The organism is Streptomyces sp. NPDC039424 (assembly GCF_055639495.1).
On sequence record NZ_JBVKAI010000007.1, the window covers coordinates 298,492 to 313,065 of the forward strand.

At 69.4% G+C, this 14,574-nt stretch carries 16 protein-coding genes; 6 read left to right on the plus strand and 10 right to left on the minus strand.

What is annotated here, in order from left to right; translation table 11 throughout:
- The first annotated feature begins 57 nt into the window (after positions 1 to 57).
- Positions 58 to 924 (plus strand): alpha/beta fold hydrolase, encoded by an 867-nt coding sequence (locus ACZ7L0_RS20435; RefSeq protein WP_471243882.1) that lies wholly within the window; start codon positions 58 to 60, stop codon positions 922 to 924.
- Between the two features lie 180 nt (positions 925 to 1,104).
- Here ACZ7L0_RS20435 and ACZ7L0_RS20440 read toward each other — a convergent pair whose 3' ends face one another.
- Both ACZ7L0_RS20440 and ACZ7L0_RS20445 read right to left on the minus strand, forming a co-directional pair.
- Entirely contained in the window at positions 1,105 to 1,677 is a 573-nt protein-coding gene (locus ACZ7L0_RS20440) for a TetR/AcrR family transcriptional regulator (RefSeq protein WP_471243883.1), read from the minus strand.
- 135 nt (positions 1,678 to 1,812) lie between these two features.
- On the minus strand, positions 1,813 to 2,280 hold the full coding sequence (locus ACZ7L0_RS20445; RefSeq protein ID WP_471243884.1) for a winged helix-turn-helix transcriptional regulator: 468 nt from the start codon (positions 2,278 to 2,280) through the stop codon (positions 1,813 to 1,815).
- 93 nt (positions 2,281 to 2,373) lie between these two features.
- Between ACZ7L0_RS20445 and ACZ7L0_RS20450 the strand changes: the two genes are divergently transcribed.
- Positions 2,374 to 2,874, plus strand: a complete 501-nt coding sequence (locus ACZ7L0_RS20450; RefSeq protein ID WP_471243885.1) for a PaaI family thioesterase — start codon at positions 2,374 to 2,376, stop codon at positions 2,872 to 2,874.
- A gap of 76 nt (positions 2,875 to 2,950) precedes the next feature.
- Here the strand turns inward: ACZ7L0_RS20450 and ACZ7L0_RS20455 are convergent, their stop codons facing one another.
- The 3 genes from ACZ7L0_RS20455 to ACZ7L0_RS20465 form a co-directional block, all read right to left on the minus strand.
- Positions 2,951 to 3,655 (minus strand): oxidoreductase, encoded by a 705-nt coding sequence (locus tag ACZ7L0_RS20455; protein WP_471243886.1) that lies wholly within the window; start codon positions 3,653 to 3,655, stop codon positions 2,951 to 2,953.
- 331 nt (positions 3,656 to 3,986) lie between these two features.
- Entirely contained in the window at positions 3,987 to 5,876 is a 1,890-nt protein-coding gene (locus ACZ7L0_RS20460) for a propionyl-CoA synthetase (RefSeq protein ID WP_471243887.1), read from the minus strand.
- A gap of 234 nt (positions 5,877 to 6,110) precedes the next feature.
- On the minus strand, positions 6,111 to 7,022 hold the full coding sequence (locus tag ACZ7L0_RS20465; protein ID WP_471243888.1) for an alpha/beta hydrolase: 912 nt from the start codon (positions 7,020 to 7,022) through the stop codon (positions 6,111 to 6,113).
- A 159-nt stretch (positions 7,023 to 7,181) separates the two neighbouring features.
- On the opposite strand from ACZ7L0_RS20465, the gene ACZ7L0_RS20470 reads away from it, so the two are divergent.
- From ACZ7L0_RS20470 to ACZ7L0_RS20480, 3 genes are all read left to right on the plus strand, one after another.
- Positions 7,182 to 7,655, plus strand: coding sequence for a winged helix-turn-helix transcriptional regulator (locus tag ACZ7L0_RS20470; RefSeq protein ID WP_471244004.1), 474 nt, complete (start codon positions 7,182 to 7,184; stop codon positions 7,653 to 7,655).
- A gap of 181 nt (positions 7,656 to 7,836) precedes the next feature.
- Positions 7,837 to 8,850 carry an enoyl-CoA hydratase/isomerase family protein gene (locus ACZ7L0_RS20475; RefSeq protein WP_471243889.1) on the plus strand — a complete coding sequence of 338 codons (1,014 nt, stop codon included), beginning with the start codon at positions 7,837 to 7,839 and terminating at the stop codon, positions 8,848 to 8,850.
- A gap of 304 nt (positions 8,851 to 9,154) precedes the next feature.
- Entirely contained in the window at positions 9,155 to 10,168 is a 1,014-nt protein-coding gene (locus ACZ7L0_RS20480; protein WP_471243890.1) for an NADP-dependent oxidoreductase, read from the plus strand.
- An 18-nt stretch (positions 10,169 to 10,186) separates the two neighbouring features.
- Here ACZ7L0_RS20480 and ACZ7L0_RS20485 read toward each other — a convergent pair whose 3' ends face one another.
- The 4 genes from ACZ7L0_RS20485 to ACZ7L0_RS20500 all read right to left on the minus strand — a co-directional run bounded on the left by ACZ7L0_RS20485 (position 10,187) and on the right by ACZ7L0_RS20500 (position 13,001).
- Positions 10,187 to 11,314: a dihydrodipicolinate synthase family protein gene (locus ACZ7L0_RS20485; RefSeq protein WP_471243891.1), complete on the minus strand. Its 1,128-nt coding sequence runs from the start codon at positions 11,312 to 11,314 to the stop codon at positions 10,187 to 10,189.
- Between the two features lie 198 nt (positions 11,315 to 11,512).
- Positions 11,513 to 11,761, minus strand: a complete 249-nt coding sequence (locus ACZ7L0_RS20490; RefSeq protein WP_471243892.1) for a hypothetical protein — start codon at positions 11,759 to 11,761, stop codon at positions 11,513 to 11,515.
- Positions 11,758 to 12,027, minus strand: coding sequence for a hypothetical protein (locus ACZ7L0_RS20495; protein ID WP_471243893.1), 270 nt, complete (start codon positions 12,025 to 12,027; stop codon positions 11,758 to 11,760). Before ACZ7L0_RS20495 ends, ACZ7L0_RS20490 begins: the two co-directional genes overlap by 4 nt.
- Positions 12,024 to 13,001 carry a quinone oxidoreductase family protein gene (locus ACZ7L0_RS20500; protein ID WP_471243894.1) on the minus strand — a complete coding sequence of 326 codons (978 nt, stop codon included), beginning with the start codon at positions 12,999 to 13,001 and terminating at the stop codon, positions 12,024 to 12,026. The genes ACZ7L0_RS20495 and ACZ7L0_RS20500 overlap by 4 nt, the downstream gene beginning before the upstream one ends.
- A 138-nt stretch (positions 13,002 to 13,139) precedes the next feature.
- Here ACZ7L0_RS20500 and ACZ7L0_RS20505 point away from each other — a divergent pair, with 138 nt between their 5' ends.
- Positions 13,140 to 13,484 (plus strand): ArsR/SmtB family transcription factor, encoded by a 345-nt coding sequence (locus ACZ7L0_RS20505; RefSeq protein ID WP_471243895.1) that lies wholly within the window; start codon positions 13,140 to 13,142, stop codon positions 13,482 to 13,484.
- Positions 13,485 to 13,606: 122 nt separating this feature from the next.
- Here ACZ7L0_RS20505 and ACZ7L0_RS20510 read toward each other — a convergent pair whose 3' ends face one another.
- Positions 13,607 to 14,563, minus strand: coding sequence for a TetR/AcrR family transcriptional regulator C-terminal domain-containing protein (locus ACZ7L0_RS20510; RefSeq protein ID WP_471243896.1), 957 nt, complete (start codon positions 14,561 to 14,563; stop codon positions 13,607 to 13,609).
- Positions 14,564 to 14,574: the final 11 nt, after the last annotated feature.

A 14,574-nucleotide genomic window follows, 5' to 3' on the forward strand; every position in this document is an offset into this window, starting at 1 on the left:
CTCCGGGGAGGCGGGGCCGACGCCCTCGCAGAAACCCCCAGGCCGAAGGGCACCACCGTGCATGAGCCGCAGGAAGTACGAGGCGACGTCGTGACGTCGTACAAGAACGCGCCGACCCGCACCCTCACCGCCGGGGGAGTGGCCTTCGCCTATCGCGAGCTCGGTCCCCGGTCCGGTGTGCCGGTGGTCTTTCTCAACCATCTCTACGGGGTCCTCGACAACTGGGACCCCCGGGTCGTCGACGGCATAGCCGCCAAGCGCCGGGTCATCACGTTCGACAACAGGGGCGTCGGCGCTTCCACCGGATCGACCCCGCGCACCATCCAGGAGATGGCGAAGGATGCCGGCACCTTCATCCGGGCGCTCGGATTGGAGCACGTCGACATCCATGGCTTCTCGATGGGCGGCATGATCGCCCAGGTGATCGTGCAGACCGACCCGCAGCTCGTCCGCAAGCTGATCCTCAGCGGCACCGGTCCTGCCGGTGGCGCGGGCATCAAGAACGTGACGGTGCTGTCCCATCTCGACACCGCCCGAGCTCTGCTCACCTTCCAGGACCCGAAGCAGTTCCTCTTCTTCACTCGTACCGCCAACGGGCGTCGGGCCGGCAAGGAGTTCTTGGCCCACCTGAAGGAGCGCACCGCCGACCGGGACAAGGCGATGTCCCCCATCGCGTACAGCAACCAGCTCAAGGCCATTCACCGCTGGGGTCTGGAGCGGCCCCACGATCTCTCCGTGATCCACCAGCCCGTGCTCGTCGCAAACGGTGACAGCGACAGAATGGTTCCGTCGAAGAACTCGGCCGACCTGGCGCGACGACTGCCGAACGGCGAGTTGGTGATCTACCCCGACGCCGGGCACGGTGGCATCTTCCAGTTCCACCGGCAGTTCGTGGAGACGGCGCTCGAGTTCCTCGAACGGTAATAGGCGTGAAGTGCGGTCGTCGCTTCGGCCTAGGGCGGTGCCGCAGAGCCGTGAGGCCCTTTCGGCCTGGAGTGGCGGACGCCGCGGAGAACGGGGTCCGGGGCTGCCATCCGCGATGATGGTGGTTCCGGTCGCGGCAGCCTCCCGGCGACTCCGTGGGGCGGCCGTAGGCATCCCTCCTCACCTCATGAATGCGAGAGCGTTCTCGATTCCCTGCTCAAGGACCTCATCGGCGAAATTCCGGTCGGAGAGGGCGCGGGACAGCTGCAACGTCCCCACCATCATGGTGAAGAGCCCGATGGCCGTGCCGCGAGCGGACTTCGGATCCTCAGGTGTCAGACGGGCGGCGATCTCATCGACGATCTCCCGCGCACCGTCGGTGTAGGCCTGCTTCGTCCCGTCCTCGCAGCGGCCGATCTCGTCGAGCAGGGCGGCGGAGGGACAGCCGACGCCGGGCTGGTCCCGGTGCTCGGGCGACAGATACTCGCGGACCAGGTCCTCGAGCCCCGGGCGACCGGGCCGCAGCGTGGCGTACCTCGCGACCTGCGTGCGCAGTTCGTCGGCCACGACATGGGCGACGAGGTCGTCCTTGGACGCGAAGTGGGCGTAGAAGGCTCCATTGGTGAGCCCGGCGTCCGACATCAGCGTGGAGATGCCCGAACCGTCCAGGCCGTCCTGCTTGAACCGTTGGCCGGCCTTCTCGATGATCCGTTGCCGCGTCACCTGCTTGTGCTCCTTGGCATAGCGCACCACGGGCTTCCTCCGTTCGCTCCTAAGGCCGTTAGCTCGCACTCCAGCTTAATTCATGGCCTGACGCACGTAATATTATGATCAGCAGGTGATTCGGCCGCTGATATGTGGTGGCGGTGCGGACCGGGGGGCGATGGCTCACGAGCGGAGGCGGGCACCAGGTCCCGGCCGGGCGGTGACTTCCCTGGGGGTGAGGGCGGAGTGCTCCGCGGAGCACTCGACGACGACGCGGACCGGAGCGTCGCAGTCGGTGTGGCGGACGTCCAGTACGGGGCCCTCGGCGCCGAGGGCGTACATCTCGCCCCACTGGCTCAGGGCCATCAGGACAGGCCACAGGTCCCAGCCCTTGGGGGTCAGGCGGTACTCGTTGCGGGAGCGGCTGCCGGGCTCCCGGTAGGGGACCGTCTTGAGGATGCCGGCCGAGATCAGCTTCCGGAGGCGGTCGCTGAGGACGGCTTCCGACAGGCCGATGTGGCGGTGGAAGTCGTCGAAGCGGCGGACTCCGTTGACGGCGTCACGCAGGATCAACAACGTCCATTTCTCTCCGACCACGTCGAGCGTGCGCTGGACGGGGCAGTTCTCCGTGCTCGCCTCAAGCCACTCCATCCCGCCATCGTAAGGGCCTGGCTTCGTCATTGACAGCCAGATGAGCCGGAAGCTAGCTTCACCCGTAAAAGCCAGATGGGAAGGTGCGCGGTCTTGGGACGAACACGTACGTATCAATGGGAAGATCCCGCGATCCTCGCGGAAGCCGCCGGACGCATGGCCGGCATCGACTTCCTGCGCGAGCTGCAAGCGGGGCAACTGCCGGGGGCGCCCATCAGCTACACCATCGACTTCGCCTTGGACGAGGTGGAACCCGGCAGGGTGGTCTTCTCCCTGACGCCGGGCGAAGAGCACTACAACCCGATCGGCAGCGTGCACGGCGGCGTCTTCGCCACCCTGCTCGACTCGGCGGCGGGGTGCGCCGTTCAGTCCACCCTCCCGCAGGGCATGGCGTACACCTCACTCGACCTGACGGTGAAGTTCCTGCGACAGATCACCGTGGAGACGGGCACGGTGCGCGCCATCGGCACGGTTGTCAACAAGGGCCGTCAAACCGCCCTCGCGCAGGCGCAGTTGGTCGATGCGACGGACCGTCTGCTCGCCCACGCCACCAGCAGCTGCATGCTCTTCCCGGTGCCTCCTGCACGCGGGTGACCCCGGCGGCTACGAGTACTGGCCGTGTCGAGGCGCCCGAAGTCGGTGGTTCCCTCGGGCGCCGGGCTGTCCTTCGTCAGGCGGCGTGGGTGGGGTAGTCGGTGTAGCCGGCCGCGCCGCCGCCGTAGAAGGTGTTGGGGTCGGGGGTGTTCAGGGGGGCGCCGGAGCGCACGCGCTCGACGAGGTCGGGGTTGGCGAGGGCCATGGTGGCGACGGTGACGACGTCGGCCAGACCGTTCTCGACGTCCTTGGCGCGGGTGGCGATGTCGGCGCCGGCCCGGTTGACGATCAGCGTCGTCGGCCACGGCTCGCGGAGGGTGAACAGGAGTTCCTCGTCGCCGCCGTGGCCTATGTGCAGGTAGGCGAGGTCGAGGGGGGCGAGGGCGCGCAGGAGGTGCGGGTAGAGCTCGTGCGGGTCGCTCTCCGCGAGGTCGTTGATCTGGGAGGGGTTGCCGGGGGAGATCCGGATGCCGGTGCCGCCTGCGCCGATCTCGTCGGACACGGCCGTGGCGACCTCCACCGCGAAACGGATGCGGTTGTCGAGGGAACCCCCGTACTGGTCGGTGCGCTGGTTGGTGCTGGGGAAGAGGAACTGGTTGACCAGGTAGCCGTTGGCCCCGTCGATCTCGGCGCCGGCCGCGATGGCGGCCGCGGCGGCGCGCCGGAAGTCGTCGACCGTCGCGGCGAACTTCTCGGTGGACAGCTCACGCGGCACCGGCATCTCCTGGAGCCCGGACGCGGTGAACGTTCGGCCGGCCGGTTTGATCGCGGAGGGAGCCACCGGCTGCCGGTGGCCCCTGGGTGGGTTGCGCAGCCTTGCACATCGCCAGCCAAGAGGGTGGGTCCCGGTCCGTGGCCCGGCCTCGTTGATCACGATCAGCCGCCGCTGCAACCGGCGGTCGCGTTCCCTCTGGTTTGCCGCGACGGCCAGCTGATCAAGCAGATCCGCGTGCTCGATGGCGGCGGGTGGCGTCCTGACCTCAGTCGTATCCAGGCCGCGTCAGAGGAAATCCAGACCGGCAAAAGGTACCCGCACCCTGGTCGACGGGCCGTGTCCACGCAGTGTGCGGGCTGCGCTCACCCATCGCCGGCCAGGACGTGGGTCGCTCCGATCACGGAGTGTGACCGGAGCGGCGGAGAACAGGGCGCAGGGCCTCGATGACGCCGGGGTCGTCCACCGTGGAGGGGATGGGTTCGTCGTGGCCGTCGGCGATGCCGCGCATCGTCTTGCGCAGGATCTTTCCCGAGCGGGTCTTGGGCAGGGCGGCCACGACCGTGACGTCCTTGAGGGAGGCGACGGCGCCGATGCGGTCACGTACGAGCTGGACGAGTTCGGCCTCGACCTCGCTCGGTGCGCGGTCGATGCCGGCTTTCAGGACGACGAAGCCGCGCGGTACCTGCCCCTTCAGGGCGTCGGCGACGCCGATGACGGCGCATTCGGCGACATCGGGATGGGAGGCCAGGGCCTCTTCCATGCTGCCGGTGGAAAGCCGGTGTCCGGCGACGTTGATGACGTCGTCGGTGCGGCCCATGACGAAGACGTAGCCGTCCTCGTCGATGTGGCCGCTGTCGCCGGTGAGGTAGTAGCCGGCGTAGGCGGAGAGGTAGGAGGCGACGTAGCGATCGTCGTCCTTCCAAAGAGTGGGGAGTGCGCCGGGCGGTAGGGGGAGCCTCACGACGATCGCACCGTCGACGCCTGCGGGCGCCGGCTCGCCGGAAGCGTCGAGGACGCGTACGTCCCAGCCCGGCAGCGGTCGGGTGGGGGACCCGGGTTTGACGGGAGCTGCCTCGATGCCCACGGGGTTGGCGACGATGGGCCAGCCGGTCTCGGTCTGCCACCAGTGGTCGATCACCGGGATGCCGAGAAGAGCGCTCGCCCAGTGATAGGTCTCGGGGTCGAGGCGCTCACCGGCGAGGAAGAGGTGGCGCAGGCCGGTCAGGTCGTAGTGCGCGGTGAGCGTTCCCTTCGGGTCCTCCTTGCGAATCGCCCGGAAAGCGGTGGGTGCCGTGAACATGGTCTTGACCCGGTACTCGGCGGCGACGCGCCAGAACTGGCCCGCGTCCGGAGTGCCGACCGGCTTGCCTTCGTACAGGACCGTCGTGGCGCCGACCAGCAGGGGCGCGTAGACGATGTACGAGTGCCCGACGACCCAGCCGACGTCGGAGCCGGTGAACATCGTCTCGCCCGGGCCCACGTCGTAAACGGCACCCATCGACCACTGGAGGGCGACCGCGTAGCCGCCGCAGTCACGCACGACTCCCTTGGGTTTTCCGGTCGTTCCGGACGTGTAGAGGATGTAGAGGGGATCGGTGGCGGGGACGGGAACACAGTCGGCCGGCGGCGCGGTGGCGACCAGGTCGGCCCAGTCGAGATCGTCGGGACCCAACTCGGCGGGCTCCTGCGGGCGTTGCAGGATCACACTCTTCTCCGGCTTGTGGACCGCGAGTTCGATCGCCCGGTCGAGCAGGGGCTTGTACGCGATGACACGCTTGCCCTCGATGCCGCAGGAGGCGGAGACGACCACCTTGGGGGTCGCGTCATCGATGCGGAGGGCGAGTTCGTGCGGGGCGAACCCGCCGAAGACGACCGAGTGGACCGCGCCGATACGTGCGCAGGCCAGCATCGCGACCACGGCCTCGGGAACCATCGGCATATAGATGACCACACGATCGCCGTGCCCCACGCCGAGCTGCGCGAGGGCTCCGGCGAAGGCCGCCACCTCGTTCCTCAGCTGCGCGTAGGTGTAGGTGCGGCGGGTGTCGGTCACGGGTGAGTCATGGACGAGCGCGGGCTGTTCGCCGCGGCCGGCCTCGACGTGCCGGTCGAGCGCGTTGAAACAGACGTTGAGCCGCCCGTCGGGGAACCAGCGGTAGAAGGGTGCGCCCGAGGAGTCCAGGGCGCGTCGCGGAGTGACATCCCAGTCGATGCTCTCCGCCGCCTTCAGCCAGAAGCTCTCCGGGCCTTCGGTACTGGCGCGGAAGACATCCTCGTACGTTCCCATCGCGCACTCCTTTATGGCTTCGGGGTTCTGCCGCTTCGAGCCCGGACCACGGCGGCGGCGTACGGAAGCGGTGTGGCACACGAATACAGCGTGTCACCGACGAGGTGAAGCATGACAGCCGGGACCGGCCGCCGGTCACCGGACTCGCGGTGAGGCCGGGAGCCGGCCGGCAGCCGCTGGACGGGGCTGCGGCCGGGTTAGGCGAAGCCCGGCGTCAACGAACGGTTCTTCCGGTCAGGCGCCGAGGTACTTGCGGAGCCACTGCCCCATCTGCCCGATCGCCTCGTCCACCTCGGGCACACGGCCTGCGCCCAGGACGAACGAGTGCTGCCCCTCGGGCATCGAGTGGACCTGAGAGATGACCTTGAAGTCGGCGAGCCGGCGGCCGAGCTCGGCGCCGTCGTCGGCGAGGGTCTCGTACTCGCCGTAGTAGACGACCGTGGGCGGCAGGCCCGTCAGGTCGGCGTTCGCGATGCTGATCTCGGGGGCGGCGAAGTCCACCGCAGGGTCCTGCAGCCAGGCTCCTCGGAAGAGCTCGAGGGTGGCGCGGCTGAGCATCTTGTCGTTGTCTTCGTTCTCGTCGACCGACGCGTGCTGGATGGTGAGGTCGGTCCACGGCGAGACGCTCACGATCGCACCAGGGGTGGCCTCGCCCTTCGCCAGGAGGCGGAGCGGCAGCATCACCGCGAGGGTGCCGCCGATGGAGTGGCCCGTGCTGCCGATGTTCCGGGGCTCGTAGCCCTGGGAGAGCAGCCAGCGGTAGGCGGTCTCGGCGTCGTCGAGCTGCGCCGGGTAGGGGTGTTCGGGCGCCAGGCGGAAGTCCACGACGAGGGAGCGGGCGCCGGCCGCCTTCGCGATGTGGCCGGCGGCCTTGCGGTCGGAGTGCATCGAGGCGGTGACCGATCCGCCGAAGTGGAAGTGGAGCAGTGCCCGGTCGGGGTCGGCGCCCTCGGGGATGCACCAGAGGGCGGGGACGCCGTTCGCGTCCACTTCGGCGTAGGTGACGCCTTCCGGCTCGGTCGACGCCCTGTGGTTCGAGTCGACGATGTCGCGGATGACGGCCAGGTCGAGGCCCGGCGTCGACGACTTCGCGCTCACGCTCCCGAGGAACTCCGCGAACTGCTGTGCCTCTGGGCTTACTCCCATGGTGACGCTCCTTACGGGTCGCTGCCACGTCGACATCTCGCGCGCAGCCGGGTTGATGTGCCGGCCGCGACGCTAATATCTGAGTATAGGAAAGTAAACTCAGGTGAGGTTAGAATCACCCCCATGAATGCGTGGACCGAAGCACCGCAGGACGTCGGCATGGACCCCCGTCTCGACCGGGACACGTCGAACTGCTCGATCGCGCGGACCCTCGAGATCGTGGGGGAGAAGTGGACGATCCTGATCCTCCGCGAGGTCTGGTACGGCTCGTCGCGCTTCGGCGACTTCGAACGCGTCCTCGGCTGTCCTCGCAACCTCCTCGCGGCGCGGCTCCGGATGCTCGTGGAGGAAGGGATCCTGGCCACCGAGACCTACAAGGAGCCCGGCTCGCGGAGCCGACCGAAGTACGTGATCACTCCCAAGGGGATGGATCTGGTGCCGGCCGTGATGGGGCTCCTGCAGTGGGGTGACCGTTACCGCGCCGACCCGGAGGGGCCCGCCGTACTGGCGCGACACCACGCATGCGGCGCAGCCGTCGACGTCCAGCTGCGCTGCGCGGAGGGCCACCCTGTACGGGCGGAAGACATCGAGAGCGTCCCTGGCCCTGGCTTTCGTATGAAGCCGGCCGAGTGAGGGGTGGCGGCGGCCACTGCTCGACCTCGTCGGCGAGCGGCCGACGCGGCTGCGCCCGCTGGGTTGCCCACTCCTCGGACTCGCGGCATCGACAAGGCCGAGTGGCAAGATCCAGGATCTCTACGCGCAGATCTACGCCTGACATCCGACGAGCAAGGACCCCTGACGAACCATGCCGCCCATGGCTGATCCCGCTGAGGCCGAGATCCTCGCCGACGTCCACCGGGGGGTTGGCAGGATCCTGCTGAACCGCCCCAAGGCGCTCAACGCCCTGACGACAGACATGATCGCCGCCATCGACCGTGCGCTCGCCGCGTGGGAGCACGCGCCGCTGTCCGCTGTGGTCTTCGCCAGCACCAACACGAAGGCGTTCTGCGCAGGCGGAGACATCCGCACGATCCGCGAGCACAGCCTCGCCGGGGATGCCGGGGCCAGTGAGCGGTTCTTCGCCTCCGAGTACCGGCTCAACGCGCGGATCGCCGAGTATCCCGTCCCGGTCGTGTCGCTCATCGACGGCCTGTGCATGGGCGGCGGCCTCGGCCTGTCCGTCCACGGCACCTTCCGTGTCGTCACCGAGAACGCGGTACTGGCGATGCCTGAGACGGGGATCGGGTTCTTCCCGGATATCGGTGCCAGCTACTTCCTGCCGAGGCTGCCCGGCGCGATCGGCATGTACCTGGGGCTGACCGGGCACCGGCTCGACGCGGCCGACGCCCTGTACACGGGGCTGGCCACGCACTTCGTCCCGGCGGACGGGCTCGACGCCGTCGTGGACGCACTGGCCGACCATCCCGGCGACCCGGTGGACATCGTCCTCAACCGCCTTGCCGGCCGCTCCCCGGTGGCCGAGAGCGGGCTGGCGGAGGTGCGCGGGGACGTGGACTGGGCGTTCGGCGCTCCGGCCCTCGGCGAGATCGAGGGACGCCTGCGCGACCTCGGCACCCCTTGGGCGGCGGCCACGCTGGTCGCCTTGGAGGCCGCCTCGCCGCAGAGCCTGGAGATCACTCACGCCCTGCTGGCCAGGGGCAGGCAGCACACGTTGCGCGAGTGTCTCGACACCGAACTCGCGCTCACGCGCACGACCATCCGCACGCCGGACTTCCTGGAGGGCGTCCGGGCGGCCCTGGTCGACAAGGACCGCAATCCCGCCTGGCGGCGGGCGTCGCGTGGTGGACCGTCGAACCGAGCAGGTTAAGTTTACTTTTCTATACTCAGCCGATAGTGTCGTCCTGTGTAGAACGGCACGCCTGCGTATGACGAGCCCGTGCGGCACCGAAGAGGAGCCTCGCGACGGCTGTGAGTCCTGGGCGCAGCGGTTTGCGTGCCACGTTCGTCCCGGGTGCGGCGCGGATGCCCGAAACGGGCCAGGTGATCGAGCAGATGGGCCGGTTGCCCCGGCGGCGTCTTGAGGCCTGACGTGGAAAACCGTCCCGTGAACACATCGACCGTCGAGAAGACCACCGAGAAGATCACGAAGATCACGCAGAAGGCTGGCTGACATGAAGGCATTCGTCGTCGAGAAGTACGGCAAGGACGGCGTGCGCGCCGCTGACGTACCCGAGCCCACCGTCGGGGACCGTGACGTGCTGGTTCGGGTGAGCGCCACCAGCATCAACCCGTTGGACAAGATGGTCCGCAACGGGGAGTTCAAGCTGCTTCTGAAATACAAGGCTCCGTTCGTGCTCGGCCACGACGTGGCCGGCGTCGTGACACGGGTCGGCTCCGCCGTACGCGACTTCAGAGTCGGCGACGAGGTCTACGCCCGTCCGCGCGACCTGCGGATCGGAGGCTTCGCCGAGTTCATCGCGATCGACCAGGACGACGTCGCGCTCAAGCCGGACTCGCTCACCCTGCCGGAGGCAGCGGCGGTGCCGCTGGTGGCCTTGGCCGCCTGGCAGATTCTCGTCGACCGTGCCCGCGTGAAGCCGGGCCAGAAGGTGCTCGTCCACGCCGGTGCCGGTGGCCTCGGGTCGACCGTCATCCAGCTGGCCAAACACCTCGGCGCCACAGTGGCGACGACCACGGGCACCCGCACCGAGGAGTTGGTGAGAAGCCTCGGCGCCGACATCGTCGTCGACTACACCAAGGAGGACTTCTCGAAGGTCCTGTCCGGCTACGACTTGGTGCTGGACTCCCTGGGCGGGGCGAATCTCGAGAAGTCGCTGAGTGTGCTGAAGCCCGGCGGTCTGGCCATCGGTGTGGTCGGCCCGCCGGACGCCGGGTTCGCCAAGCAGCTCGGCGCTCCATCGTTCCTGGGTGTGGTCATGAATGTGCTCAGCCGCAAGGTGCGCAAGCAGGCCAAGGCCCTGGGCGTGCGCTACCAGTTCTTCTTCATGCAGGCCAACGGCTCCCAACTGCGCGAGCTCGGCGCCCTCTACGACAGCGGGCAGCTCCGTCCGGTCATCGACCGGACCTTCCCGTTCGACCAGACTCTCGAGGCGATGGCGCACGTCGAGCAGGGCCGTACCCGGGCCGGCAAGGTCGTGGTCTCGATGGTGCCCGACAACGACTGACGCGAACTCCGCCGTCAGTCATCCGGGACGCGCCCACTTCGTTGGGGAGCGGTCCAGGAAGCGCGAGGCGTAGCGGTCCGCCCCGAAGACTCGTCGGCGACCGTCAGTACGGCACGGACGATCGCCTCGCGCAGCCCCGTCGGCCGGGCGCCGGAACCGCCGCCGTGGCGGGCTTGATGGGCACCCGGCGAGAGCACGGCGTCTCCGGGCCGCCGTGCGCCACCGGGTATCGCGCACGAATCGGCGCTCATGCGTCGGCGCCCAAATCCAACTCTTCGAGAACGGTGACGAGCTGACGGCGGGCGTCGGGGGCGAGCCCCGCAGCGGCAGGGGCAGGTTCACCTCGGCGGCGTACCGCAGGTGGGAGGCGGCAGCGGACATCACGCGCAGGCCGCCGTGCCGGCGGAACAGCTCCCACAGCGGTTCAAGCCGGTCGGACAGGGCCGCGGCGCGGTCCGCGTCTCCGGTGCGCGCCGCGCGGGTGAGGGCGAGCGCGGTCTCGGGGAACAGACCGCCGATCACCGAATACCACACATCGCAACCGGCGTTCAGTCCGGTGGCCGCCGCCCAGTCGCCACTGATCCCGATGGTGGCCCCCTCCGGGACCCGGGCCCGCAGTGCCTCGACACGCTGCTTGGCGGCGGCCAGGTCGCCGGACACGGGCGGGAGCTTGATGGAGGCGACCCGTGGCAGCTGAGCGATACGGGCGTGGAGTTCGTCGGTGAAGTGCACGTGGGTGGTACGGGGATTGTCGTAGACGCACAGCGGCACGGACAGCTCCCGGGTGACGTCCTCGTACAGGCCGAACACCTCGTCCTCGGTGAGGGGCTGGTACGTCATCGGAGCCAGCAGCACGGCCGACGCGCCCGCCGTCTGCGCGTCCTCGGCGAGTGCGAGGACCTCGGAGGTACGCAGCGCGCCGATCCCGACCATGACCGGCGTCCCGGCAGCGGCGTCGATGGCGATCCGCGCCGCCCGGGCGCGCTGGTCGCGGGAGAGATAGGCGTAGCCACCGGTGGAGCCGAGTGCTCCGATGGAGTCCACCCCGGCCTGGGCGAGGCGGCTGACGAGCCGGGCGTAGGCGTGTTCGTCGATGCCGGACTCGCCGGCAGGGGTGAGCGGGAAGCCGCTGAGGCCGGTGAACATGGCAGAGGGTCCCTTCGTACAGTGCGGCTGAGACGGCGGCCGGTTCGGCCGCACGAGGAGGTGCGGTGGTCAGGTGGCCCGGGGGTCGGTCAGGACGGCGGCGAGGTCGTCGGCGAACTCCCGGCCCCGCTGTTCGGTGAGTGTGGTGGTGGTGACCCGCAGGGCCTGGTGCCCGGAGGGACCGGCGGTGAAGAGGTCTCAGGGCGGTGCCGCCCAGCCGCGTCGCGCCAGCGCGTCCGTGACCGCACGGGCGTCGGTGTCCTGTTCGATCCACACGTTCAGCCCGTCCGGCCGGTACGCGGGCGGGGTGGCGATACCGCGTGCGTTGAGTGCGGTGACCAGCAGCCGGCCGCGCTCGGCGTAGGCGGTGCGCGCCCGTGCGTGCAGCTTGTGCACCCGGGGGTCGAGGAGGAGCTGACGGGCGGTGTGCTGCAACAGTCGGCTCACCCACATCGTCCCGGGCGCAACCGGGAATCCAGGTGTCTGGCGGTCTCCTCGTCGGCGGCGACGAGGACCAGGCGCAGGTCGGGGCCGAGGAACTTCGACACCGACCGCACCAGCGCCCACCTGGCCGTCTCGGGCGGGGTAGTCCGCTGGTACGGTACGGCGGACACGGCCGAGAAGTGGTCGTCCTCGATCACCACGACCTGCGGATAGCGCGCCGCCGTGCCTCGGCGTCGGCGCCAGAGCGCTTTCCCGGTCGCCGCACTCATTCGGCCGTACGTAGCAGCAGCTTGCCCGTCGAGGTGCGCCCGCCCATCAGCCGGTGTGCCTGGGCCGCGTCCGACAGTGCGAACTCCGCGGTGACCGGCAGGTTCACGGTGCCGTCGGTGACCGTGCGGAAGGCGCGCTCGGCGAGAGAGCGCAGCGCCTCGGGCGCCGACTGCGCGAGAGCCAGGATGGAGAAGCCCGCGACGGAACGGCCCCGCGCATAGAGCTCCGGCTGCCCGACGTGCCACGGCTCCGCCCCGCTCGCGTTGCCGAAGGAGACCAGGCGTCCGAAGACCGCCAGAGCGTCGAGGCCGCGGAGGAGGGTGTCTCCGCCCACTGGGTCGAGCACCAGGTCGACGCCCCTGCCGTCGGTGGCGCGGCGGACGTCGTCGGGGAAGGTGTCGGTGGTGAACACCGCGTCGTAGCCGTGCTCGAGGGCGTGCCCGGCCTTGGCTGTGGAGGAGACCACGCCGTACACCGCGCCGGCGCCCGCCGCCCGGGCCAGCTGCCCGGCCACCGTGCCGATGCCTCCGGCCGCGCCGTGCACCAGCACACTCTCACCGGTGCGCAGCCGGCCCACCTCGTGGAGCAGGGCGTGCGCCGTGGGCAGCACCGTGGGCAGTGCGGCTGCCGTCCGCAGGTCCAGGCCTTCAGGGAGCGGGAAGACGGTGGCGGAGTCGGCGACCACGACCTCCGCGTACGCCGCGCTGTTGACCAGCGCCACGACTTCCTGCCCCGGACGCAGCCCTTCGACGCCATGGCCGACGGCCCGGATCCGTCCGGAGGCCTCCAGGCCGGGGCGGAAGGGCAGCGACTCCACCCGGTACCCCTCGGCGCGCGCCTTGAGGTCGGCGAAGTTCACACCCACAAAGGCGGTGTCGATGGTCACCTGACCTGGCCCCGGCTCGGGGGTGTCGACCTGCACGACCTTCAGCACCTCTGGGCCGCCGTACTCCTGAAACTCGACTGCGCGCATGAACGGAAGCCGCCCTTCGGATGAGTGTTCAATGGGAAGCGAACACTGGAACTGTAAGATATTCATCGAACACCAAGCAAGCAGGCCGGGCGCGCACCCTGAGCCACCATCGAGGACGCACAGGACAAGGAGAGGGGCATGTCGAACCGGGCTGCGGGCGGCAGTCACCGTGCGGCGCCGGTCCACACGGATCCCGCGGACGTTTCCGTCCTGACCGCGCTGTCCGCGGTCGCCGACCCTGTACGCGTCCAGCTGATCCGTGAGTTGGCGGGATCAGCCGATTGGACCCGTAGCTGTGGCAGCTTCGACGTACCTGTCGGCAAAGCCGCACTCAGCCACCACTTCTCTGTCCTGCGCGGTGCCGGCCTGGTCGAACAGCGCGACAAGGGACCCAAGCGAGTCAACCGACTGCGCCGCGAGGAGTTCGACGCGCGCTTCCCCGGCCTGCTTGATCTGGTTCTCCGCGCCGATGGCGCCGGCTGAACGGATGCCCTGCCTCCTCACCCCGCCGCCTTCCCCGGCATGGGCAAGCTCTCCATCGAGGTCAACGCCACCGACGCCATGTGGGTACGCGTCGGATCAGCAGGGTTGGTGACCTCCATGCGCTACGAGTCGGGGCCTTCGACGATGGGAGTCAGGCCGTCGAGGAGTGCCTTGAGGCCGGATTCGAAGAGCGCGTCGAGACGCAGGTCATAGCCGTCGTCGAAGGCTCCGACCACCTTGGCGAAGGTGGGGAAGCGGCCGGATTCCAGCATTTCCTGTAGGAGAGGGGCCCGGCTGTCCATCCACTGGTCTTCCGACTGGCCTGTGGAGGCTTCGGCGTGTGCTTCCCATTCCAGGTGCACTGCCAGGCCCTGGACATGGCTGTAGATCAGTACGTGGATGTCGAACAGGGTGGTGGGATCGAGGCCGTGACCGTCGAGGGCGCTCAGCATCCAGTCACCGTGGACCAGCAGATTGGGCACGAGCAACGGGCGAGTGAGAGAACCGAGTTGGGCCAGCCACGGGTGCCTGCGGTACAGGGTCCAGAGGGTCCGAGCGCCCAGCTCGACGCGGGAGCGCCACCCTTCGGGCGCATCGGCGGGGTAGGTCTCTTCGCCGAACGCGGCGTCGGCCATGAGCAGGACGAGGTCGTCCTTGCTGGGGACGTACCGGTAGGGCGACATGGCGGCGACGCCGAGCCGGGCCGCGACGCCGCGCATGGAGAGCGCTGACAGCCCTTCGCCGTCGGCGATGTCGATGGCCGTGCGGACGATCCGGTCGAGGGTCAGCTCCGGCTCGGAGGGCGGGGCAGGTGGCGACTGCCTGCGGGGCGGCGTGGCGGGAGCGGTTCCGGCGACGACAGTGCCGGTCCGGGGGCGGGTGTTGACAAGTCCCTCAAGGCGCAGGGTGGTCAGGGCCTTGGTGGCGGTGGCGAGCGCGACACCCCATTCCCTGGCGATCTGACGGGTCGAGGGAACCCGGTCCCCGGGGCCCAGTTCCCCGTCCATGATGCGTCGGCGGATCCCGGCGACGATGCGCAGATAGGGCGGCTGATCGGGTGGGCCTGTGGGCTTCGTCACACCCTGCCGCC